The organism is Streptomyces sp. NBC_01463 (genome assembly GCA_036227345.1).
Taxonomy (GTDB): domain Bacteria; phylum Actinomycetota; class Actinomycetes; order Streptomycetales; family Streptomycetaceae; genus Streptomyces.
Genome location: CP109468.1, coordinates 8234336 through 8256080, shown reverse-complemented (window position 1 = coordinate 8256080; position 21745 = coordinate 8234336). Strand labels below are relative to the sequence as shown.

Annotated in this window: 22 protein-coding genes; 11 read left to right on the top strand and 11 right to left on the bottom strand. The window is 74.0% G+C overall.

Going from position 1 to position 21745, the window contains the following annotated elements; all coding sequences use genetic code 11:
* Positions 1-3: 3 nt before the first annotated feature.
* Together OG521_36195 and OG521_36190 are read right to left on the bottom strand one after the other, a co-directional pair.
* On the bottom strand, positions 4-942 hold the full coding sequence (locus OG521_36195) for a M56 family metallopeptidase (protein WUW25913.1): 939 nt from the start codon (positions 940-942) through the stop codon (positions 4-6).
* Complete coding sequence (locus OG521_36190; protein WUW26915.1) at positions 939-1271, bottom strand: BlaI/MecI/CopY family transcriptional regulator; 333 nt, start codon at positions 1269-1271, stop codon at positions 939-941. Before OG521_36190 ends, OG521_36195 begins: the two co-directional genes overlap by 4 nt.
* A gap of 298 nt (positions 1272-1569) precedes the next feature.
* Between OG521_36190 and OG521_36185 the strand changes: the two genes are divergently transcribed.
* From OG521_36185 to OG521_36170, 4 genes are all read left to right on the top strand, one after another.
* Positions 1570-2238, top strand: coding sequence for a DedA family protein (locus OG521_36185; GenBank protein WUW25912.1), 669 nt, complete (start codon positions 1570-1572; stop codon positions 2236-2238).
* Positions 2235-2843 carry a phosphatase PAP2 family protein gene (locus tag OG521_36180; GenBank protein ID WUW25911.1) on the top strand — a complete coding sequence of 203 codons (609 nt, stop codon included), beginning with the start codon at positions 2235-2237 and terminating at the stop codon, positions 2841-2843. Before OG521_36185 ends, OG521_36180 begins: the two co-directional genes overlap by 4 nt.
* A 182-nt stretch (positions 2844-3025) precedes the next feature.
* Positions 3026-3445: a hypothetical protein gene (locus tag OG521_36175; GenBank protein WUW25910.1), complete on the top strand. Its 420-nt coding sequence runs from the start codon at positions 3026-3028 to the stop codon at positions 3443-3445.
* A gap of 154 nt (positions 3446-3599) precedes the next feature.
* Positions 3600-3968 carry a VOC family protein gene (locus OG521_36170; protein WUW25909.1) on the top strand — a complete coding sequence of 123 codons (369 nt, stop codon included), beginning with the start codon at positions 3600-3602 and terminating at the stop codon, positions 3966-3968.
* A 61-nt stretch (positions 3969-4029) separates the two neighbouring features.
* Here the strand turns inward: OG521_36170 and OG521_36165 are convergent, their stop codons facing one another.
* Complete coding sequence (locus OG521_36165; protein WUW25908.1) at positions 4030-4674, bottom strand: DNA-binding response regulator; 645 nt, start codon at positions 4672-4674, stop codon at positions 4030-4032.
* Between the two features lie 92 nt (positions 4675-4766).
* On the opposite strand from OG521_36165, the gene OG521_36160 reads away from it, so the two are divergent.
* Positions 4767-5609 (top strand): oxidoreductase, encoded by an 843-nt coding sequence (locus OG521_36160; protein ID WUW25907.1) that lies wholly within the window; start codon positions 4767-4769, stop codon positions 5607-5609.
* 175 nt (positions 5610-5784) lie between these two features.
* Here the strand turns inward: OG521_36160 and OG521_36155 are convergent, their stop codons facing one another.
* From OG521_36155 to OG521_36120, 8 genes are all read right to left on the bottom strand, one after another.
* Positions 5785-6105 carry a DUF6191 domain-containing protein gene (locus OG521_36155; protein WUW25906.1) on the bottom strand — a complete coding sequence of 107 codons (321 nt, stop codon included), beginning with the start codon at positions 6103-6105 and terminating at the stop codon, positions 5785-5787.
* 99 nt (positions 6106-6204) lie between these two features.
* Positions 6205-7245, bottom strand: a complete 1041-nt coding sequence (locus OG521_36150) for an NAD(P)-dependent alcohol dehydrogenase (protein ID WUW25905.1) — start codon at positions 7243-7245, stop codon at positions 6205-6207.
* 58 nt (positions 7246-7303) lie between these two features.
* Positions 7304-8077 carry an SDR family oxidoreductase gene (locus OG521_36145; GenBank protein ID WUW25904.1) on the bottom strand — a complete coding sequence of 258 codons (774 nt, stop codon included), beginning with the start codon at positions 8075-8077 and terminating at the stop codon, positions 7304-7306.
* Positions 8074-8745, bottom strand: a complete 672-nt coding sequence (locus OG521_36140; protein WUW25903.1) for a TetR family transcriptional regulator — start codon at positions 8743-8745, stop codon at positions 8074-8076. The genes OG521_36145 and OG521_36140 overlap by 4 nt, the downstream gene beginning before the upstream one ends.
* A gap of 113 nt (positions 8746-8858) precedes the next feature.
* Complete coding sequence (locus OG521_36135) at positions 8859-10070, bottom strand: serine/threonine-protein phosphatase (GenBank protein WUW25902.1); 1212 nt, start codon at positions 10068-10070, stop codon at positions 8859-8861.
* 241 nt (positions 10071-10311) lie between these two features.
* Positions 10312-11088: a GNAT family N-acetyltransferase gene (locus OG521_36130; GenBank protein ID WUW25901.1), complete on the bottom strand. Its 777-nt coding sequence runs from the start codon at positions 11086-11088 to the stop codon at positions 10312-10314.
* Positions 11085-12005: an NADP-dependent oxidoreductase gene (locus tag OG521_36125; protein WUW25900.1), complete on the bottom strand. Its 921-nt coding sequence runs from the start codon at positions 12003-12005 to the stop codon at positions 11085-11087. Before OG521_36125 ends, OG521_36130 begins: the two co-directional genes overlap by 4 nt.
* A 152-nt stretch (positions 12006-12157) precedes the next feature.
* Complete coding sequence (locus tag OG521_36120; GenBank protein WUW25899.1) at positions 12158-12895, bottom strand: class I SAM-dependent methyltransferase; 738 nt, start codon at positions 12893-12895, stop codon at positions 12158-12160.
* A 278-nt stretch (positions 12896-13173) separates the two neighbouring features.
* On the opposite strand from OG521_36120, the gene OG521_36115 reads away from it, so the two are divergent.
* The 6 genes from OG521_36115 to OG521_36090 are packed head-to-tail and all read left to right on the top strand — an operon-like array spanning position 13174 to position 21446.
* Positions 13174-14820 carry an ABC transporter substrate-binding protein gene (locus OG521_36115; GenBank protein WUW25898.1) on the top strand — a complete coding sequence of 549 codons (1647 nt, stop codon included), beginning with the start codon at positions 13174-13176 and terminating at the stop codon, positions 14818-14820.
* Positions 14821-14856: 36 nt separating this feature from the next.
* On the top strand, positions 14857-16965 hold the full coding sequence (locus OG521_36110; GenBank protein ID WUW25897.1) for an alpha/beta fold hydrolase: 2109 nt from the start codon (positions 14857-14859) through the stop codon (positions 16963-16965).
* Positions 16962-18002 carry an ABC transporter permease gene (locus OG521_36105; GenBank protein ID WUW25896.1) on the top strand — a complete coding sequence of 347 codons (1041 nt, stop codon included), beginning with the start codon at positions 16962-16964 and terminating at the stop codon, positions 18000-18002. The genes OG521_36110 and OG521_36105 overlap by 4 nt, the downstream gene beginning before the upstream one ends.
* Complete coding sequence (locus OG521_36100; protein ID WUW25895.1) at positions 17999-18823, top strand: ABC transporter permease; 825 nt, start codon at positions 17999-18001, stop codon at positions 18821-18823. The genes OG521_36105 and OG521_36100 overlap by 4 nt, the downstream gene beginning before the upstream one ends.
* Positions 18823-20775 (top strand): ABC transporter ATP-binding protein, encoded by a 1953-nt coding sequence (locus OG521_36095; protein WUW25894.1) that lies wholly within the window; start codon positions 18823-18825, stop codon positions 20773-20775. The genes OG521_36100 and OG521_36095 overlap by 1 nt, the downstream gene beginning before the upstream one ends.
* Positions 20776-20831: 56 nt before the next feature.
* A complete protein-coding gene (locus OG521_36090) occupies positions 20832-21446 on the top strand; it encodes an XRE family transcriptional regulator (protein ID WUW25893.1) in 615 nt (204 codons plus the stop codon).
* Positions 21447-21745: the final 299 nt, after the last annotated feature.

The following is a 21745-nucleotide window of genomic DNA, read 5'->3' as shown; positions in this document are numbered from 1 at the left end:
CACCTACGGGGTCTCGCCCTGGGCGGTCTCGATGCTGCTGTGCAGGTCGTAGGTGGCATCGAGCGCGGCGGCGCCCGACACCGCCAGGCAGGCAAGGAGGGTCGCGGCCGCGGCCCGGCCGATCCGCGGGCGCACGACGGGCCGGCCCAGCAGCGCGGCGACACGTCGTGGGACGGGTCCGGCGGCTGCCGGAAGCGCGCCTGCGGGGCGGGGTGCGGGCGGGGCTCCGGCGGACCCGGCGGCGAGTGCGGCCCGCCCGATCGCGCGGGCCGCCACCCGGCGGTCCCCGACGGCGAGCGCGGCCGCCTCGTCCGCACAGCGCTCCAGTGCGTAGCCCAGAGGGGCGCGCAGGGCGCGCAGCGCCGGATGGCAGCGCGCGGACAGTTCGGCGAGCACGAGGTAGAGGTGGTGGCGGCCGGTGAGATGGGCGCGCTCGTGGGCCAGGAGCACGTCGCGTTCGGCGGGTTCGAGAGCGTGCAGCATGCCGGTGGTGACGACGATGCGTCCGGGGCTGCCCGGCCGCCCCGGCAGGGCGTAGGCGTCCGGGCGGCTGTCCCGCAGGACCGCCAGTTCGTCCCCGTCGTCGCCGTCATGGCGGGCCGCCCGGTGCAGTTGGCTCCAGTGGCCGCGCACCGCACGGGCCAGGGCCACGGCGCAGCCCGCGAGCAGTGCGAGGGCGGCCGCCGCGAGCGGGACGGCGACGGCCGGCGCGGCTGCCGCCAGGGGGTGGACGAACTCACCCGCGGCGGCGACGACGGACAGCCGGCCGGCCCCCGGCACCACCAGCAGGGCCAGGGCGAGCACCGTGCACAGGGCCAGACCCGCCGCCGTCACGGCGAGGAGCCGCACGGCCCGTGCGGGCGCGAGCGCGTCGGCCAGCCGGCGTGCGGCGGGCACGACGACGAAGGGCGTCAGCAGGGGAATCCATACGGCGTAGATCATCGGGCGTCGCCGTCGAGGAGCTCGCGGAGCAGCTGCTCGTCCTCGTCCGTGAGCTGCGAGACGAACCGGGCGAGCACCGTGCCGCGGTCGTGCTCCTTGCGCAGTTCGCTGTGCATCCGGCGGGCGGTCAGTCCGGCCGCGTCCTCCGTGGGGGTGTACGCGAACCCGCGCCCCGCCCTGCTGCGGGTGACCGAGCCCTTCTCGTACAGGCGCGAAAGGATCGTGGTGACGGTGGTGCGGGCGAGTTCGGTGCCGATCTCCCGTTGCACCTGACCGGGTGTCAGCGGGGTCCCGGCCGCCCAGAGGGCCGCCAGGATCGTGGACTCCAGAGCGCCGGAGGAGCGTCGCTCGACCGCGGCGCGGTCCGTCGGGGCGGGGGATCCGGGCGGGGACTGCGGGCCGGGGGCGGCCGGCACCTCCTGCTCGGGTGCGGCCCGGCCCGGCCGCGTGGAGGGCGTGGCGCCGTGCTCCCGGGGGTTGCTTTCGCCACCCGGTATTCCGTTCACCTGGGACATGGAACTCTCCTCCCCGCCCGAGCGTCTACAGTGACGTAGACCGTCTACATCACTGTAGTCGGTCCGGGCGTTCCGCTGGTCCGCCCGCTCACCATTATGGGAGGCCGTCACCATGCCCGTTCTCCTGTCGGCGCCGCCGCCGTTGGCGGTGAACCCACTGGACGCCGGTTCGCTGCTGTCGGCGTTCGGTGTGCTCGGCATCGCCGTCGTGCTCTTCGCCGAGACGGGTCTGCTCGTCGGCTTCTTCCTGCCGGGCGACTCACTGCTGTTCACGGCAGGGCTCCTGTGCGTGCCCGGGACCCACGGGCCGGTCGCTCTGTCGTTGCCCCAGGTACTGGTGGCCGCGGTGGCAGGTGCGCTGCTCGGCGCGCAGACCGGGTACGGGATCGGCAGGCGCGGCGGCCGCGCTCTGCTCGCCCGCCGGAGCGCCGGGCGGCTCCGCGAGGGCGCGGACCGCGCCGAGGAGCTGCTCGCCCGGTACGGGCACGGCCGTGCGATCGTGCTGGCCCGCTTCGTCCCCGTGGTGCGCACGGTGCTCAACCCCCTGGCCGGTGCGCTGAACGTGCCGGTGCGCCTCTTCACGCTGTGGCAGGCCGTCGGCGGTGTCATCTGGACGGCCGGCCTGGTCCTCGCCGGATACGGGCTGGGGTCCTCCGTGCCGAACATCGACCGCTATCTGCTGCCGGTCGTCGCCGTGGTGGTCGCGGTCTCCCTCATTCCCCTCGCCGCCGAGCTGCTCCGCTCCCGCGCCCGGCGCACCGCCGAAGGAGAAGGCCAGTGACGACGCCCGCATTCGCCGCCCCCTCGTTCGACGACGGCTTCTACACCTGGGTCACCGAGCTGGCCCAACGCTCCCCCGACGCCCTGGACTCCGCCGTCCGGCTCTGGTCGGACTACGGGATGGTCCTGTTCGCCGTGCTGATGCTCGCGTCCTGGTGGCGCTCGCGCGGCGGCGATCCCGCGCGCACCGCGATGGCGCTGTGCGCGCCGCTCGTCGTGGTGTCCGCGTACCTCGTCAACGACGTGGTCAAGTCGGTCTTCCACGAACAACGGCCGTGCCGGACGCTGCATGTCGTGACGGTGGAGGCGTGCCCGCCACTGGGCGACTGGTCCTTCCCCAGCAATCACGCAGCCATCGCGGCAGCGGCGGCGACCGCGATCTGGCTGGCCGACCGCCGGCTGGGTGCGGCCGCGCTCACCGCCGCGCTGCTGATGGGCGCCTCCCGGGTCTGGGTCGGGGCGCACTACCCGCACGATGTGCTGATCGGGCTGATGACCGGCGCCCTGGTCGCCTGGCCGCTGACCTCGGCGGCGCGCCGCTGCGCCCCTGCGGTGGAACGGCTGCGCGACAGCCGGCTGCGCCCGCTGGTCACCGCTTCACGGTGAGCGGGGCCCTGTCCGAACGAAAGGGCCCAGGGCGTGTTTCGAAAGTCCCGCCTGCTCGGCGGCGTCTGGCACGCACGCTCGCCGCGCTTTCGGGATCAGCCCGGCGCGCCCAGTATCGGGACCGTTCATTCATGCCTCCGGGACCGGCCTCCACGCGGGGGCCGACGGCCTATCGTGTCGCCATGTCACTGGGTCACATAGTCCTGTTGTCCGGTCGGTGGATCCAGCTCGTCGAGCTGCGGATCTCCTCGACCTACGGGGGAATGCTGGCGGGCTACCCGTGCAAGCGGGTCAACGACCGGAGGATCAGCCGGCTCCGGCAGCAGGCCGAGACCGCGTATCCCTCCATGCCGGTCCATCTCGTTCAGCCCACGCCCGAGTACCCGGACCGGGCCCCCGGCCGTCTCGGCCCCGTCGAGGTGCTGCCCGGTGTGGCCTGCGTCGGCCTCTTCGACTCCGCACCGCTCGCCACGGCGATGGACGGCTCCGTCCTGGCCGCGGCCTGGTTCCAGCCGGCCCCGGAGGTGCCGGCCGGCGAGAACGCGGATGCCGCGCTGCGCGCCATCCCCTGGGAGGCTCTGGCCGAGGACTACGAGCTGTAGCGACCTGCGCTGATCGCGGCGTCGGCACTGCAGGCCGCCCGGGACGCCGTCCGGCCACCGCCACGCACGCCCTCGGAAAGCCCGGGGCTCGCCGATGAGTTCTCCGTTCGTGAACGGTCCGATCAGTGCCGCGACCGTTCTCGACAGGAGTGCCATGTCCACCATCCAGCCCGTGATCCTGACCGCCGACCAGGACGTCCTGCGCCGGTTCTATACGGACCTGTTCGGCGCCGAGGAGATCTTCCGGGTGCCGGCGGCAGGTCCGGCCTTCTACCTCGGCCTGCGCATCGGCGACACCGACCTCGGCCTGGTGACCAAGCCGGACCCGGGGGACGGGGCGGCGCCGCGGATCCTGCTCAGCATCGGTGTCGACGACGTCGACGAGACCCTCGGCCGGGTGGAGGCGCTGGGCGGCTCGGTCAGCAGCGGCCCCAAGGACATGCCGTGGGGTCAGAGGGTCGCCCACATCCGGGACCCCGACGGCAACGCGGTGAACGTCACGCAGGCGACCCCGGCGGAGTGACGTCACCTCGGCACACGTTCGGAGGGTGTGACCCCACGGCCCCCGCCGTGACGCCCCGCCCTCACCGCCCCGGCAGCCCCAGTTCCCCGGCCCGCAGTCCCGCCTGGAAGCGCGAGGCGGCCTGCAGCGTCACCATCAGGTCCGCCACGCGGCGGCGGTACGTCCGCAGGGAGACGCCCAGCCGACGGGCGGCCGACGCGTCGGTGAGGCCCGTGCTCAGGGCCTCCAGGATGGCGCGGGACTCCGGGTTCAGGTGCGGGGTGTCCGTCGCCAGGTACGTCGTGTAGTCCGCCGACCGGTTCCACATCGCGTCGAACAGCGAGTGGACGCCGTCGATCATGTTCCTCGACGTCGTCACGGAGTACTCACGGCCGGCGGGCGCCTCGCGGCCGGCCAGGATCATGACGCGGCGGTCGATGATGATCGTCTCGTGCGGGAGCTCCGCGTCGGTGATGCGCACCTGGGCACCCGCGCCCAGCACCAGCCGCAGGTGGTCCCTGGTCGCCTCGTCCGTGAGGGCCGCCGGGGTGAGCAGCTTCCGGGTCGTGAAGTCGGGGCCCGGAGTCGTCCACGTCGCGGGCCGGGGCCACGTCGTCAGGGTGCGGGCGGCGCACAGGAACTCGCTGCGGGCCGATTCGAGGAGGTGTCCGGCGCGCGCCAGCAGCTCCGCGTCGCCGTGGACCGAGAAGATCTGTTCGTTCCGCATACCGCCAGTCTCGCAGCATCCCGCAGCCCGCAGGTCTGGCAGCAAGCTGCCACGCGCTGGGCCGCCCCGGCCCCCACGGAGAGCATGAAGCCATGACCACCACCACCTTCGCCCTCGGCGGCGACCTCCCCGTCAACCGTCTCGGCTTCGGCGCCATGCGGTTGCCCATGAGCACGTTCGACGGCCCCGCCCGCACCCCCGAGGACGGCATCGCGGTCCTCCGGCGGGCCGTCGAGCTGGGCGTGAACCACATCGACACCGCCGCCTTCTACGCCCGGGGCGACGTCCGCGCCAACGAACTGATCCGCGAGGCGCTCGCCCCCTACCCCGAGGACCTGGTCATCGCGACCAAGGTCGGCCCGCTCCCCGGCCCCGACGGCATGCCCAGCGGCCAGGCCACCCCCGACCAGCTGCGCGGTCTCGTCGAGGCGGACCTGCGCGCCCTCGGCGTCGACCGGCTCGACGTCGTCAACCTCCGCGTCGGCGGCATGAGCGGCCCCGGCGGCGAGTCCGTCGCCGAGCGGTTCGCCGTGCTCGCCGGGCTCCAGCGGGAGGGCCTCATCCGGCACCTGGGCGTCAGCAACATCGACGCCGCGCAGCTCGCGGAGGCGCGGTCCGTCGCGCCCGTCGCCTGCGTGCAGAATCCGTACGCCGACGACCTGGCGCTCCTCGCGGAGTGCGAGGCGGCGGGCATCGCGTACGTGCCGTTCTTCCTGCTCGGCGGCGGACGCGAGCCGTTGGACACCCGGCGCCTGGAGAAGGTCGCGGCCCGGCTGGACGCGACCGTCGCGCAGGTGCAGCTCGCCCTGCTGCTCGCCTCGTCACCGGTCATGCTCGCCATCCCCGGCACCGGGAACCTCGCGCACCTGGAGGAGAACATGGCGGCCCGCGACCTCACGCTCACGGACGAGGACCTGGCCGAGCTGCGCGGCTGACGCGGCCCGGTCGGCCCACGGCGGGTCCGCCGTCGGCGCCTCCGGCTCGCCGGCCAGGCGCGGCGTGTGGCAGCCGTCCGCCGCCACGTGGTGGATCTGCCCGGCAAGTGGGGTGCAGCAGGGCCAGGATCTCCGCACGTGTCCTGGGACATGACCAGCACTCTCGCAACGGAGCCTAGGCGCTGTGACCGGGGAGGCGGACGACGGCGAGGCCGCCGTCGAGGTCGACGGTGGTGCGGTGGGGCGGCGCGCCGTCCTCCTCGTCGTCACGCAGGAGCAGGGCGCTCTGGCGCTCCTTGAGCTCGCTCTGCTTGCCGGGCGAGAACGTCGCGTGCAGCTGCTCGAACCCGGTCGCCGAGATCTGGCCCTGCCGCGCGCTGTTGCGCCACGGCAGCAGACCGGCCCGTCCCGCGCGCAGCAGCAGCTGGTCGAGGAAGGCGGCGACGGTCAGCCCGATGACCAGCCCGGGCAGCGTCATCAGCACGAGGAATCCCATGCGGGCAGTGTCTCCGTATCCGTGGGAGGTGCGCAACGGTCCGCGGCACGCCCCCGCGGGCCGGCGCGCGATGCGCCGGCCCGCGGGGAGGGGCAGGGATCAGCCGTTGGGCAGGATGACCGCGCGGCCGTTGATCTTGCCGTCGTGCAGGCGCTCGTACGCCAGCGGAGCCTCGTCCAGCGTGTACGTCTCGACGTGCACCTCGACGGCGCCCGTGCGGGCCAGGTCGAGGACCTCGGCCAGTTCGGACCGGGAACCCCAGTACGGGGCGGTCACCGACGTGTTGAACGGCAGGGAGCCGAAGCCCACCGGCAGTGCTCCGCCGCCGATGCCGACGATCGTGACGTCGGAGTCGATGGCGGCCGCGGCGCCCGCCGTGGCGACGGTCGGCGGCGCCCCGACGAAGTCCAGGACGACCTGGGCACCGATGCCACCGGTCAGTTCACGGATCCGGTCCGCGGCGTGCGCGTCGGACAGGACGGTCTCGTGGGCACCGACCGTGCGGGCCAGCGCGAGCTTGTCCTCGGTGACGTCCAGGGCGATGACCCGGACGGCCGTCATGGCGCGCAGCAGCTGGATGGCGACGTGGCCGAGGCCGCCGGTGCCGATGACGACGGCGGTCGCGCCGGGGACCAGCTTGGGCAGCGAGCGCTTGATCGCGTGGTACGGGGTGAGGCCGGCGTCGGTGAGCGGCACGGCCTGGACCGGGTCGAGGTCGCCCAGCGGCACCAGGTGGCGCGGGTCGTCGACGATCATGTACTCGGCCATGGCGCCCGGCGCACCCAGTCCGGGCGGGTTGATGCCGAGCTCCTTGGCGCGCAGGCAGTAGTTCTCCTTGCCCTCCGCGCACTTGACGCAGGTACCGCAGCCCCAGGGGCCGTAGACCGCGACGGAGTCGCCGACGGTCAGCCCCTCGACCCCGTCGCCGAGTGCGGCGATGGTCCCGACGCCCTCGTGTCCGAGGGTGAGCGGCAGCGGGAACGTCAGCTGCTCCGCGGGCCAGCTCATCACCGCGATGTCGGAGTGGCAGACGCCCGCTGCGGTGACCTTCAGCAGCACCTGGCCGGGCCCGGGCTCCGGGTCGGGCACGGTGACGACCTCGGGTGCGGCGCCGACGGTGCGGTACTGGACGGCTTTCATGGGTCCTCCTTGACCTCTGCTGTTCTCTTTCTCGCCCCCCCTGTCCCCCGTCCGCCACTCAGGAGGCGGAGTAGCCGCCGTCCACCAGGTGGTAGCTGCCGTGGATGAAGGACGCGCGGTCGGAGAGCAGGAAGGCGGTGAGTTCCGCCACCTCCTCCGCGGTGCCGAGGCGTCCGGCCGGGTGCAGCGAGATGAGGTGGTCGCGGGCCGGGCCGTCCGTGTTGCGCAGCAGCGGGGTGTCGATGAAGCCGGGGCCCACCGCGTTGACGCGGACGTTCTGTGCCGCGTACTCGAGCGCCGCCGTCTTGGTGAGGCCGACGACGCCGTGCTTGGCGGCGACGTACGCCGGGGAGCCGGCGAAGCCGTTGGTGCCGAGGATCGACGACATGTTGACGATGGCGCCGCCGCCCGCGGCGACGATGGCCGGGAGCTCGTGGCGCATGGAGTAGAAGACGCCGCTCAGGTTGGTGGCGACGACCCGGTTCCAGTCATCGACGGCGTAGTCGCCGGTCGGGTTGCTCGGGCCGCCGATGCCGGCGTTGTTCACGGCGAGGTGCAGGGCTCCGAAGGTGTCGACGGCGAACCGCACACCCGCTTCGACGGAGGCCGGGTCGGTGACGTCCATGGCCACGGCGGCGGCCTTGGCGCCGGTCGCCTCCAGGGCGGCGACCGCCTTGCGGGCGCTCTCCTCGTCGTAGTCGGCGACGACGACGGACGCGCCGGCGGCGGCGAGCCGGTGGGAGAGGGCCAGACCGATGCCGGAGGCCCCTCCGGTGACGAGGGCGGTGCGGCCGGCGAACTCCTGGTCGGCGGGGGTGGGGGTGGTGCTCATGATGTTCCGTTTCCTTCCGTGGTGCTGTGTGACGCCGGTCCGGCGGGCGGCTGTGTGAGCAGGTCCGCCGCAAGGACGTCGAATGCCTGCTCGACGAGCCGGGGCAGCTCTTCGGGGCAGCCTCCGCGCACCCAGGCGGCCTGGGCGGCGAGGAGCGCTCCGGCTCCGGCGGCGACCGTGACGGCGGGGCGGATGTCCTGCCGCGGGTCGACGCCGAGCCGGTCGGCGATGAGGGTGACCGAGTCCTCCTGGGCGTCCACCCGGATGTGGTGGAACGCCGCGTAGAGGGTCGGTTCCCGCTGGGCGAGGACCAGCAGTTCGAAGATCCTCGGTCGGCGGTGCCAGGCCTGCGCCCCGGGGTCCGCGAGCCAGTCCAGAACGGCCCGGCGGTACGCGGTGAGCGGCGGTTCGCCGGCGGGACGGGCCCGCAGGGCGTCGTTGATCCGGTCGCCGTCGCCGCGGACCGAGTCCAGGACGGCGGCTTCCTTGCTCGCGAAGTACCGGCTGAACGTGCGGCGGTCGACGTCCGCGCGCTCCGCGATCTCCTCGACCGTCACGTCCTTCAGACCCCGGTCGAGCACGAGCTCGATCGCGGCCTGGGCCAGCGTGTCCCGGGTCCGGCGGGCCTTGCGGCTCCGCCTCTCCGGTGTCTTCCGTTCCGCGTTCATACATGCACCGTACACCCAGAAATGTCCCGGCGCGACATAAGTCGCATCGGGACATAGGGAGGGTGCACGGGGGCTCGGTCTCCGGCAGGACCTGGAGGTACGGGGCAGCGCCGTCAGCGGCCGCTGAACACCTCGGCGGCCCGCTGTGCGCCCCGGCCGGGCAGGGCGGAGCGGTGCACGCCGGACGGCGTCCGGCGCAGGGCGAGCACGGCGATGTCGTCGCGGCGCACTCCTCCGGAGAACTCCTCCAGGTCGGCGTGGAGCGCGTCGAGCAGTTCCCGGGGACCCAGGCCCGCCCAGCGGTCGAGCCGGGTGTCCAGCGGGTAGAAGGTGCCGGCGGCGTCCCGGGCCTCGGTCACTCCGTCGGTGAACATCAGGAGCGTCGCACCGGGCGGGAAGTCCAGCCGTTCCGTGACGCGCGCCTCGCTGCTGAGCTCCGCCATGCCCAGCGGCACCGAGGTGCGGCGCAGCGGGACGGGGCCCGCCACTCCGTCGTGCAGCAGCCGGGGCGGCAGATGGCCGCAGTTGACGGCCTGGACGCGTCCCGCGCCGTCGAGGCCGAGCACCAGGGCGGTGACGAAGCGTTCGATCTCGCCGGTCTGGGCGGAGAAGGCGTTGTGCCGGGCCACCGCGTCCTCCAGGGCGTCGACGACACCGGTCAGGGTGGGTTCGCGGATGGCCGCCTCGCGGAACGCGCCGAGTACGGCGAAGCCCGCGCCGATAGCGGCGAGCCCCTTGCCCTGGACGTCGCCGATGATCACCCGGGTCCCGTAGGGCGACTGGACGACCTCGTAGATGTCACCGCCGACCAGGCGGTCCTCCTCGATCGGCGCGTAGGTGCCGTGGGCGGCGACCTGGTCGGTCAGGATGGGCAGCGGGCGCAGGATCTGGCGCTGGAGCGCGACGGCGGCGGAGCGCAGCCTGGCTATCTCGGTGGCGTGGCGGATGCGCAGCTTGCAGGCGCCGACGCCGAGGAAACACGCCAGCACCGTGAACAGCACGCTGCTGGTGATGTCCCAGAACGTCCCGCCGGACATCAGCCGCGAGATGACGGCCACCACCATGATCCAGGAGGCAACGCCCACGGTCTGCCGGACCGTGCCGAAGACGGAGACGAGCGCGGGCACGACGACCAGGAGCGGCACGATGCGCAGTTCGTCGCCCGAGCCCATGTCGAGCAGGACGATCACCGCGATGAGCAGGGCCAGACCGCCGAACAGCGCCCGGTTGCCGACCCTCGGCGCCAGCACGGCCGCCTCTCCGGGGTCCAGCCCCGGGAGCACGGGTTCCCGTGTCTTCGGCTGGTGCTGAAGCCCGATCGTCACGGCGGTGTCCTCCCTGGGATGTGCCGGCCCGCTGCCGGCGTTCATTCCCAGTGCACCCGAGCCGCCACGGTCGGCACACGAGGCTTACGGCCCCAGCCGTCGCGCCGAAGGTCCCGGAACCGGCTTCGGCAACAGCCATCGGCCCGGGCTCGGCGGCCCGGAGGTCCCGGGCCGGGGTCCGGGGCCCCGGCCGAAGGCCACGGCCCGGGGCCCCCGGGAGCCGGAGGTCCCGGGCCGGCCGTCAGCGGGTGGCTGCCTCACGGACGTCGTCCCGGACGGTGCCGGACCGGCGTACCGGCGGGTGCTCCGGTACGAGCGCCGAGAGGAACGGCGTACGGCGGCGCAGCGCGAAGCCGAGCGCCTCGTAGAGCCGGACGGCGTTGGTGTTGGAGGCGGCGGCGTGCAGGAACGGCGTCTCGCCGCGTTCCCTGATCTCGTGGGCGACGGCCCGCACGAGTCCGCCGGCGAGCCCCTGCCCGCGCACGGACTCGTCCGTGCAGACGCCGCTGATCTCGCTCCAGCCGGGCGGGCGCATGCGTTCGCCCGCCATGGCGACCAGCACACCGTCGCGCCGCACACCGAGGTAGGTGCCGAGCTCGACTGTGCGGCGCTCGAAGGGGCCGGGCCGGGTCCGGGCGACGAGGCCCAGCATCTCCGGCACATCGGCGGGTCCGAGCCGTACGGCCTCCGGGAACGGGGCGGCGTCCACTCCGGCGTCGACGAGCTGGACGCCCTCGGCGTGGAAGACGACCTCCCAGTCGTCCGGCGGCGGCTCGTGGAACGCGGTGATGGTGACGGAGCCGCCGGGTCCGGCGAGTGCCGCGGCGTCGGCCCAGTCGGCGGCCTCCGGGCGGTCCGGCAGGGCGATCCAGGGGGTGACGTCCGGCGGGTAGCGCAGGATGCGGCCGCGGCGCTCGGCGAAGTGGGCGTGCGGCCCCCTCAGCGCGGTGCCCACCGGGTCGTCCAGGGGATGCGCACCCCCGCCGGCGCCGGCCGGGTCGATTCGTTCGGGACTCACGCGGTCACCTCGATCACGATCTTCCCGAGCGCATGACCGCTCTCCACCGCGCGCAGCGCCTCGCCCGCGCCGGCGAGCGGGAAGGTCCGGGTGACGAACGTGCGCAGGACACCGGAGGCGACGAGCTTCGCCACCTCGTCGAGCACGGCCGCGTTCCTGGCCCGTTCGACGGCCGCCCCGCCGAGCTCCACCGCGAGGGGCTTGCCGCCGGCGCTGATCAGCGTGGCGGGGTCGGAGAGCAGCGGGGCCACCTCGCGCAGCGTGTCACCGCCGACGAGGTCGAAGACCGCGTCGACACCGTCGGGCGCCGCCGCCCGGACCCGGTCGGCGAGTCCGGGGCCGGAGGCGACGTGCACGGCGCCGAGCGACTCGACGAAGTCCTTCTTGGCCGCGCTCGCGGCGCCGATGACCCGCACCCCCGCGTGGCGGGCGAGCTGGACCGCGGCGGTGCCGACACCGCCGCCGGCGCCGGTGACCAGGAGCGTGGCCCCCGGGGCGAGGCCTAGCTGACGCACCCCGTCGTACGCGGTGGCGGCCGCGACCGGCAGCACCGCCGCGTCGGCGAACGGGAGCCCGGCCGGCTTGTGCGCGGTCACCGAGACGGGCAGCAGCGTGTGTTCGGCGTACCCGCCGGTCACCGGGTTGCCGAAGACCTCGTCGCCGGGCGCGAATCCCTCGACGCCCGGGCCGACCGCCTCGACGACCCCCGCGGCCTCGCTGCCGAGCACGGTGGGGAACGGCTGGGGCTCGCTGCCGGGCCTGGTGTAGCCCGCGCGCAGCTTCCAGTCCACCGGGTTGACCCCCGCCGCCCTGACGGCGACGAGCAGTTCCCCGGGGCCGGGCACCGGCGTGTCCTGGTCCACGAGGGCCTCCACCTCCGGTCCGCCGTTGCGGGTGAAGACGTACGCCTTGGACATGGTCTGCCTCTCTCTGTTCGGGCACGGGCACCCGGGCCGGACACCGGACGCCCCGACAGCAGCAAGTCCGTTCCCCTCGCACGTATTCCCGGCGGCGGGTGTGTTCACAGGGCCGCAATGATCACGCGGGTGCGACGGGGCGCGGGCCGGAGTCAGCCGGAGGTGGAGCGCAGCACCAGGGTCACGAAGCCCCATGTCTCCCGGTAGCCGCGCAGCCACTCGGTGCGGCGGGTCGCCGCCGTTTCGAGCACCTCCGCGCTGTCCGGGTGGGCGGGGTTGTCCAGTGCCCAGGAGGCGAGGGATCCCCAGCAGGCCCACTCGTAGGCGTCCAGTTCGCCCCGCGAGCTGATGTGGCCGTGGACGGGTGTCCAGCCGTCGGCGGCGACCAGGTCCAGGGTGGTCGCCAGGTCGGAGAAGTCCCCGAGCATCTCGACGGCCTCCGGTGCCGGTTCGCGTTCCCAGTAGCCGTCCCCGATCAGTACGCGGCCGCCGGGAGCGAGGTGCTCGCGGGCGGCCGCGAGGGTCGGCAGCAGTCCGCCGAAGACATGCGCGGCCCCGACGCTGAGGACGAGGTCGAACGGGTCCTGGGAGGTGAAAGCGGCGCCGTCCTGTTGGTGCAGCACGAGGCGCCCGCGCACACCGAGCCGGTCGGCGGCCTCGCCCGCCAGCCGGAGGGAGCCCTCGGAGATGTCGACGCCCTCGGCCCGCAGGCCGGGGTGCCCGTCCAGGGCGCGCAGGAGCCATTCCCCTCCCCCGCAGCCCAGATCGAGCGCCCGCGCGTCACCGTGCGGGACGGCATGGCGGAGAAGCCGTGTCACCGAGTCGTCGTCGAGCGGGGCCTTGACCGGGTGGGCGGCATGGGCGAGCGCGGAGATGTGGTCATGGTTCACCGGCGCAGCCTGACAGCGCCCCCGGCCGTGCGCACGTCGTTTTCGCTGCCGCCCGGGCGGCCCGGCGCGCACGCCGGCTCTGTGCGGTCACCATCCGACGGCCATATCCACCCGTCGAGAACACGGAGAGCTCTACACCCCTTTCATCGCATAAGTGACGATCCGATGTCCACGTTTCGGACAGTTATTAGCCACCCTTTGACGCCCTCAAAGCCTTCGGATACTGTCCACGCCCAGTTGGGCAGCAACAGTGGACGAAGCGAAATGGATGGTTCCCGATGACTTCGGAACCGGGTGGCACTCTCAGCCGACGCCGAATGCTGGGCCTCGCCGGCATGGGCGCCCTCGCCGCGTCCGGTGTGCTCGCCGCGTGTGCGCCCCCGCCCGCGAAGGACTCCGGGGACGGCGCGGCAGGCTCGGGGACCGGTGCGCAGGGCGCCGACGCGCAGATCGGCACCCTCACGCTCGCTCTGCCGTCGTCGCTCTCCAGCCTCGACGTGGGCCGCGAGTCCGGCGTCCTCAACTACCTGGTCGCGGTGCTCGCCCAGGAGTCCCTGCTGTCGGTCGACCCGTCAGGAAAGCTGGGGCCGGGACTCGCCGCGTCGTGGAAGCAGCCCGACGCCAGGACGTATGTGTACACCCTGCGCCGCGGGGTCACGTTCACCGACGGCAGCCCGTTCACCGCGGACGACGTGGTGGCCTCCGTCGAGGCCATCAGGGACCCGAAGAACGGTTCCGCCCTCGGTTACGCCTACGCGGGCGTCGAGTCCGTGAGGGCCTCCGGCGACCACGAGGTCACCATCCGGCTGAAGGCCCCGGACGCGATGTTTGCCTGGACGACGACGGCGGGCGGTCTCCTCGTGAGCAGCCGCGCCTTCCTCACCCGCAACCAGGGGCGGATCGGTACGTCGAAGACGCTGCTGCTGGGGACCGGCCCGTACCGGATCACCGAGTTCGCCGCCGACGACCACGTCCTGCTGGAGCGCAACGACGCCTGGTGGGGCGAGAGGCCCGCCGTGCGGAAGCTGAAGCTCTCCTTCGTGCCGGACGCGGGTACGCGGCTGGTCGCGATGAAGTCCGGCGCGGTGGACGGCGCCCTGAGCCTCGCGTCGGACGAGGCCCGCGGCTGGGAGTCGAGCGCGCGCGTCACGTACACCGGCGACCGTTCCGTGGTGTCGCTCGCGTTCGACACGTCCCGAGCACCGTTCGACGACGTGCACGTCCGCCGCGCCATCGCCCACGCGGCCGACCGCACGGGCATGGTGAAGGGCATTCTGCACGGCAAGGCCGAGGTCGCCGACGCGCTGCCCTCCCGCGAGATGTGGGGCGATCTGCTGCCGGCGGACGAGGTCCGCGCCGGCTACGACGCGATCCCCTCCCCGGACTTCGACCTGGCGGCCGCACGGACCGAGCTGGCCAGGTCCTCGGCGAAGGACGGCTTCACGGCCGAACTCCACTACCCCAACAGCGGTCCCCAGCTGGGCAAGGCGGCGCTCGCACTCGCCGCCTCGCTCAAGAAGATCGGCATCACGCTGAACGTCAAGGAGATCACCCTGGAGCAGTGGGTGGCGGAGCTCGGCTCCGGCAAGCAGCCCCTGCAGTTCCTGTGGTACTTCCCCGTCACCGGCGACCCGGCCGAACTCGCGGACCCGTACCTCAACGCGGCGGCCACCGCGACGGACATCGCGCACTACGACAACGCGGCGGTCAACTCCGCCCTGGACACCGCGAAGACCGCGACGGACAAGGACGTCCGCGCCCGGGAACTGATGAAGGCCGTACGGACCGCGGGCGCCGAACTCCCCTACCTGCCCCTGTGGTGGGCACAGACCGCGTCCGCGTTCTCCGAGGAGTTCGTGCTGCTGGACCAGGGGCCGTTCGCGTTCATCGGCCCGTGGGCGACCCGCATCCGCAAGTCCGCCTGACCCGCCGCCACTGCCACTTCCAGGGAACGGACCCCCATGCCCAGTACCGCTGCGACCGTCGTGCGGCGCGCCCGCGAGGCGATGCTGCGCCTGGTCCACCCGGTCGAGGCCCGGATCAGCCCGGACGGCCGCGCCGTCGCCGTGGCGGCGGCCGGTCCCGAGCATGCCGCACTCGTCCTCGCCCCGGTCCCGGCCGGGGCGCGGGACGGCGGAGCGGACCCGGGGACGCCCGCGCTCCGCGCACCGTCCGGGCCGGACGCCCCGACGGACCGTCACAGTCCGCGCTGGCTGCCGGATTCCCGCACCCTGCTGCACATCGCGCAGAGCGAGGGCCCGGCCGGGACCGAGGTGCGGCTCGCGGCCCTGGACACCGTCTCCGGCACCGTCCGCACGGTCGCGACGGCCCCCGGCGCGGTGGAGGAGCTGCTGGTGTCCGACGACGGGAGCCAGGCCCTGCTGCTCTGTGCGGCGGACGGCGCCGAGCGCGACGGCATGCACCTCGGGCTGCCGGTACGCCTCGGATCCGTACCGGCGCCGGAACACTTCGCCCGGGGCACGGGCCGCCGTTCGCTGCATCTCGTCGGCCTCGCCGACGGCTCCGTGCGCGAGGCCGGGCCCGCGGGGCTCACCGTGTGGAACGTCGCCTGGCGCGGCGGGGCGACCGCCGCGGCCACGGTCTGCGAGGACACGCTGCCCGCCGGGTACTACGGCGCGCGCTTCGCCGCCCTGGACCTCGACGCCCGCACCGCCAGGACCGTGTACACGCCGCAGGGGCAGCTGGGCGCCCCCGCGCTCGCAGCCGACGGCCGGACCGCCGCGGTCTGCGAAGGCATCTCCATCGTCGCCGGACGCCCCGTCGTGGTCGGCCTGACGACCGGGGACAGCTCCGTGGTGCCCGGTGTCGAGGACGCGACCTGGCTGCGGTTCGACGACGACGCGCCCGGCGCACTGTGGTTCGCGGGCTGGGACGGGACGGGCTCCCGCGTCGGCCGCACCGGACAGCCCGCCGGCACCTGCTGGTCGGGGCCGGTGACGCTCGGCGGGGCCGGCTACCAGCCCGGACTCTCGCTGAGCGCCGACGGACGGCTGGCCGCCACCGTGCTCGACGCACCGGGCAGGCCACCCGAAGCGGTGGTCGCCCGCACCGAGGGACCGGACGCCTGGAACTGGGCGCCGGTCACCGCGCTCAACACGCCCGACCCGGTGCTCGCCCGTGTCCGCACCGCGCAGACCCTCTGGTCCGCGCCCGACGGCCGCACCGTGCAGGGGCTGGTCCTGTCCAGCGGGGAGCGCACCGGGCCCCGGCCCCTCGCCGTCCTCGTCCACGGCGGCCCCGCCTGGCTCTGGTCCGCCGGATACGCGCCGGGAGACGTACTGGGTCTCGCCCCGGCGCTGGCCGCCGCCGGATACCTGGTGCTGCTGCCCAACCCGCGCGGCAGCAACGGCCGGGGGATCGAACACGCCCGTGCCGTGGTCGGTGACGTCGGCGGCGCCGACCTGGACGACGTGCTGGCCGGGGTGCGCCACCTGGTCGACTCGGGGCTCGCCGACCCGGACCGTACGGCCGTCCTGGGCCACAGCTACGGCGGCTTCCTCGCCGCCCAGGCCGCGGCCCGCACCGATGTCTTCCGCGCCGCGGTCGTCGTCTCCGCGCCCACCGACTGGCTGAGCTTCACGCACACCAGCAACATCGGCGGCGGTTACGACCGCACCTACGGCATCGGTGGCCCGGACGCCCCGGAAGGGCTGATCCGGCGCTCGCCGGTCTTCGCCCGCGGCGGCAGCGGCACGCCGACACTGATCGTCCACGGCTCCGCGGACCGGGTCACCCCGGTCGGCCAGGCCCACGAGCTGTACCGGTCGCTGCTGCGGACCGGCCGCGCGCCCGTCGAGCTGTACGTGTACCCGGACGAGGGCCACGAGTTCACCGACGGCGGCCATCTCCTCGACGCCGCCGCCCGGACCGAGCAGTGGCTCGCCACCCACCTGGCGCCGCGTCCCGCGGCCGCCCCACAGACCGCCGTGCCGGGGGACGCTTCCCCCGAGCCGATCCCCGGCACGGCTCCCGCGGCAGGACCGGCCGGCGACACCCCCCTGAAGCCGTCCGGTCCTGCCGTACCCCTGACGGCTGGAGGCGGGCGATGACCGTCACCCGGCGGGCGCGGCTGCGGTCCGCGCTCCCCGCCCGGCTCGTGGTGCGCCGTCTCGGCGGCACGCTGGGACTCCTCGTCGTGCTGTCCGTCGCCGTGTTCGCCCTGCTCCAGGCCGCACCGGGTGATCCGGCCCAGACGCTGCTCGGTCCCCGCAGCGCCACCCCCGAGGCGCTGGCCACCGTCCGGGCCCGCCACCACCTGGACAGCCCGATGGCCGTGCAGTACTGGTACTGGCTGAGCGACGCCGTCCGGCTCGATCTCGGTACGTCGATCCGTACCGGCGAGAGCGTCGGCGCCGCACTCGGCGACCGGCTGGTGCTCACCGGCCAGCTGGTCGGTCTGGGCTTCGCCGTCGCGCTGCTCGTCGGACTGCCGCTGGGCGTCCTGGCGGGCCTGCGCAACCGGCGGGCCACCGACCGGGCCGTGCAGAGCCTCGGCGTGGTGGCGCTGTCCACGCCGGCGTTCGCGGGCGGGCTGGTGCTCATCTACGTCTTCGCGCTGATGCTCGGCTGGTTCCCCGCATACGGACCGGGCGAGGGGGCGGGCACCGACCGGCTGAGCCATCTGGTGCTGCCCGCGCTGGCGCTCGGCCTCGCCGTCACGGCCGTCCTGCTGAAACTGACCCGGGCGGCCGTGATCCGGGAACTCGACCGGGAACACGTCACGTTCGCCCGCGCCCGGGGGGTGCGGGAGCGGGACATCCTGCTGCGGTACGTGCTGCGCGGCACCGTCGTCCCCGTCCTCACCGGGATCGGGCTGGTCCTCGCCTACCTGCTGGCCGGCACGGTCATGGTGGAGGAGGTCTTCGCACTGCCCGGGCTCGGTTCCCTGCTGGTCGACTCGGTCACCTTCCGGGACGTGCCCGTGGTCCAGGCCGAGGCGCTGCTCATCGCCGCCCTGGTCTGTCTGGCCGGCCTCGCCACCGATCTCGTACAACCCCTGCTGGATCCGCGGCTCCGGACCGCACCCGCGGCGAGGACCTCGGCTGCGGCGCCGGCGTCCGGCGACCGTGAGGAGGAGAACGCATGAAGACCCGCACCTCCCGCAGGTTCTCCCCGCTCACCGTTTCCTGCGCCGTCCTGCTGTCGCTGTTCGCCCTGGCCGCGGCCGTCGGCCAGCTGGTCCTGCCGGACTGGGACGCGCAGGATCTCGCCACCGGCGCCGCCATGCCGGGCGGCGGGCATCCGCTCGGCACCGACGAACTCGGCCGCGACATCGCCCGGATGGTCGTCGCGGGCGCACGGTCCACCCTCGCCGGTGCGGCGCTGGTCGCGATCGGGTCGATGGTCATCGGCAACGTCCTCGGGCTCCTCGCCGGGTACCGGGGCGGCTGGATCGACACCGTCGTGCGGCGCTGGGCCGATCTGCTGCTGGCCCTGCCCGCGCTCCTGGTGACGATCGTCGTCGCGGGAATCGGCGGAGGCGGCTACGCCCTGGCCGTCGGCGTGCTCGTCGTGCTGACGTCGCCCGCCGACATCCGGCTGGTCCGGTCCGCCGTGCTGGAGCAGCGGCACCGGGCGTACGTCGAGGCGGCGGAGACCCTCGGGCTCTCGCGTCTCACGGTGATGACCCGCCACATCTGGCCCAATGTGCTGCCCGTCGTGGTGGCCAACACCCTGCTGAACTTCGCCGGTGCGATCGTCGCGCTGAGTTCCCTGTCGTTCCTCGGCCTCGGGGTGCCGCCCGGCGCCCCCGACTGGGGCCGGATGCTCTCCGAGAACCGCACCCTGCTGTACGACAACCCGTCCGCGGCACTCGCTCCGGCGGTGCTCATCGTCGCGGCGGCCGTGGCCCTCAACCTCCTCGGCGACCGGCTGTTCGAGGCGTTCTCCGACCGTGGGAGGTCCTGATGGCAGCGCACCCGGCGACGGACAGCCGTCCCGCCCCCGCCGCACCGGCCACCGTGCCCCTGCTCGCCGTCGACGGTCTGCGCGTGGCGGCGACGGCCGCGCCGGGCGGCCCGGTCCCGATCCTGGACGGCATCTCGCTGGCCGTCGGCCGCGGCGAGTGCATCGGCATCGTCGGCGAATCCGGCAGCGGCAAGTCCCTGGCCATGCGGGCGGTGGCGGGGCTGCTGCCGGCGGGGACCGGGGTGACGGGCGGTTCCGTTCGCATCGACGGCCAGGAGGTCCTGACCCTGTCGCCGCGCGACCGGCACGCGCTGCGCGGCCGGCGCGTCACCCTGCTGATGCAGGATCCGTTCACCATGCTGCATCCGCAGCTCACCTGCGGGCGCCAGATCGCGGACGGTCTCCGCGGCCTCGACGGCGGGCGGCTGCGGCGCGACCGGGCGGCCCGGCGTGCGGAGGTGGAGCGGCGGCTGACCGAGGTCGGGCTCTCCCCCGATGTCGCCGACCGCTATCCGCACGAGCTGTCCGGCGGGATGCGCCAGCGCGTCGCCGCGGCCGCGGCGCTCGCGGGCGACCCCGAACTGCTGATCGCGGACGAGCCGACCACGGCGCTGGACGCGGCCAATCAGCGCGCCGTGCTGGACCTGCTGCGCGGTCTGCAGCAGAGCCGCCGCATGGGCCTGGTCCTCATCACCCACGATCTGCGGGTCGCGTTCTCCGCCTGCGACCGGGTGTACGTGCTGTACGCGGGCCAGGTGCTGGAGCACGGCCGCTCGCGGGAGCTGGAGTCCGGGCCGCGGCATCCGTACACCGCGGGACTGCTGGCCTCCGAACCGTCCGTGCGCGAGCGGTTCGCGCGGCTTCCGGCTATCCCCGGCTCCGTGCCCGCGCCGGGATCCCGGGGTCCGGGCTGCCCGTTCGCCGACCGCTGCGCCCATGCGGCGCAGGTGTGCCGCAGCGCAGCGGTCGAGCTGCTGCCGCCACCGGCGGCGGGATCCGGGGCGGCCGCCGGGGACACGGACCGAGGGTCCGCCTGTGTGCGGATCGCCGAGATCGCCGGCGTGCTCTCCGCGCCGGCGGCCCGCGAGATCGCCGCGGCCGCACCGGAGCACGGCCAGGAACCCGGCACGCGGCCGGAGCCGGAAGCGGCGCTGGTGGTGGCCTCCGTCGACCGCACGTTCCGCTCGTCGGCCGGGGACCACACCGCGCTGCTCGACGTGAGTCTGACGGTTCCGCGGAACACGGTCGTCGCCCTGGTCGGCGAGTCCGGCTCCGGCAAGACGACGCTCGCGAGGATCGCGGTCGGCCTGGAGACGTTCGACCGCGGCGCGGTGTCCGTGGGCGGGATCGCGCTGCCCGCGGGGCGCCGTCCGGGCACCGCCGACCGGCGGCGCCTGGCCGGACAGGCGCAGATCGTGTTCCAGGACCCGTACTCCTCGCTCAACCCGCTGCGGACCGTGGGCGCGACGCTGCGCGAGGCGCTGGCCGCCGCTTCGGGCGGGCGCGGGAAGGGCGGCCCGCCCGCGGCCGGGGTGGACGCCCTGCTCGCACAGGTCGGCCTGCCCGCCTCGTACGCCTCGCGCCGTCCGGCCGCGCTCTCCGGCGGCGAGCGTCAACGGGTGGCCCTGGCACGGGCGCTCGCGGCCCGGCCGCGGCTGCTGATCTGCGACGAGGCGGTGGCGGCTCTCGATGTGTCGGTCCAGGCGCAGTTGCTCAACCTGCTCGTCGCCCTTCAGCGCGAGGAGGGCTTCGCGGTCCTGTTCATCACGCACGACCTGGGGGTGGTGCGGCAGATCGCCGACCGGGTGGTGGTCATGCACCGGGGCCGGATCGTCGAACAGGGGGCGGCGGCCCAGGTGCTGGACGCGCCGCGGCACTCCTGGACCCGCCGCATGATCGATGCCCTGCCCCGGGCCGCTGACGAGGACCCGAACCCCGGACCGGGCCACTGACACGCGGGTAGAGTGTGCCGCTGACCTGCGCGTACCACCGAGAGCGAGGAGGAGCGGTGTCCGAGCCGACCACCAGCGCCGGACCGCCCGCGGCCGCGCGTCCGCCGGAGGCCCAGCAGTCCGGCGCCTCCGGTGTGCGGGCGTCCCTGGCCGGGAACCTCAACCGCCGCCGCCTCGCCCGTGGCTGGAGCCTGCGCGAACTGTCGGCGGCGACCGGGGTCAGCAAGGGGCTGCTGTCCCAGATAGAGCGGGCCGAGGCCAATCCGACCGTCGACGTGCTGGTCCGGATCGCCGATGTGCTGGGCACCAACTGCACGGATCTGCTGCGCCAGCCGCTGCTGGAGCCGGAGATCATCCGGGCCGCGTCGCTGGACGAACCCGCGGACGAGACCACGGTCAGCCTGCTCTACGCCGGCCACGAACAGGGCCGCATGGAGATCTACCGGACCCGGCTGCACCCGCACGCGCAGAGTCAGGTCAGCTCGCACGGCACGGACTCGGTGGAGTACGTGCTGGTGATGTCGGGCCGGGTGACGCTGGTGGTGAACGACGTCCCGTATCTGCTGGAGGCGGGCGACACGGCCCGGTTCTCGGCGCAGTGCAGCCACTACTACACGACCGAGGACTCGCCCGCGGTGACGCACACCGTCGTCGGCTATCCGCGCGACTGAGTTCCGCAGGCGGGGCCACATCGGGGCACCGTCGATTTTGACTCAACTACCGCCGGATATGCGTCGCCCGGTCCCCCCGGCCGCGGTGGCTGTGGCACTCTGGAGACGACCGCCCCACCGGGCTCCCCCGTACCGGTGGGGCGGTTCTTCGTACCGGTACGCCTGGTACCGCACGTATATGACGAAGGATCACGTCACATCCAGGCCATTGGCCTGCCGCGACATGATCGACTTCCGGTTGTGTGCATGGGAGCGTTCTGACGGGGCACACGCTTAGACCTCATGGCCTACCACCAGGG

Coding starts and splice junctions, on each gene's coding strand:
- OG521_36105 (WUW25896.1), top strand. CDS start 16,962: ATGACCGTCACCCGGCGGGCGCGGCTGCGGTCCGCGCTCCCCGCCCGG.
- OG521_36185 (WUW25912.1), top strand. CDS start 1,570: ATGCCCGTTCTCCTGTCGGCGCCGCCGCCGTTGGCGGTGAACCCACTG.
- OG521_36155 (WUW25906.1), bottom strand. CDS start 6,105: ATGGGATTCCTCGTGCTGATGACGCTGCCCGGGCTGGTCATCGGGCTG.
- OG521_36160 (WUW25907.1), top strand. CDS start 4,767: ATGACCACCACCACCTTCGCCCTCGGCGGCGACCTCCCCGTCAACCGT.
- OG521_36165 (WUW25908.1), bottom strand. CDS start 4,674: ATGCGGAACGAACAGATCTTCTCGGTCCACGGCGACGCGGAGCTGCTG.
- OG521_36175 (WUW25910.1), top strand. CDS start 3,026: ATGTCACTGGGTCACATAGTCCTGTTGTCCGGTCGGTGGATCCAGCTC.
- OG521_36145 (WUW25904.1), bottom strand. CDS start 8,077: ATGAGCACCACCCCCACCCCCGCCGACCAGGAGTTCGCCGGCCGCACC.
- OG521_36170 (WUW25909.1), top strand. CDS start 3,600: ATGTCCACCATCCAGCCCGTGATCCTGACCGCCGACCAGGACGTCCTG.
- OG521_36150 (WUW25905.1), bottom strand. CDS start 7,245: ATGAAAGCCGTCCAGTACCGCACCGTCGGCGCCGCACCCGAGGTCGTC.
- OG521_36125 (WUW25900.1), bottom strand. CDS start 12,005: ATGTCCAAGGCGTACGTCTTCACCCGCAACGGCGGACCGGAGGTGGAG.
- OG521_36110 (WUW25897.1), top strand. CDS start 14,857: ATGCCCAGTACCGCTGCGACCGTCGTGCGGCGCGCCCGCGAGGCGATG.
- OG521_36195 (WUW25913.1), bottom strand. CDS start 942: ATGATCTACGCCGTATGGATTCCCCTGCTGACGCCCTTCGTCGTCGTG.
- OG521_36100 (WUW25895.1), top strand. CDS start 17,999: ATGAAGACCCGCACCTCCCGCAGGTTCTCCCCGCTCACCGTTTCCTGC.
- OG521_36095 (WUW25894.1), top strand. CDS start 18,823: ATGGCAGCGCACCCGGCGACGGACAGCCGTCCCGCCCCCGCCGCACCG.
- OG521_36115 (WUW25898.1), top strand. CDS start 13,174: ATGACTTCGGAACCGGGTGGCACTCTCAGCCGACGCCGAATGCTGGGC.
- OG521_36140 (WUW25903.1), bottom strand. CDS start 8,745: ATGAACGCGGAACGGAAGACACCGGAGAGGCGGAGCCGCAAGGCCCGC.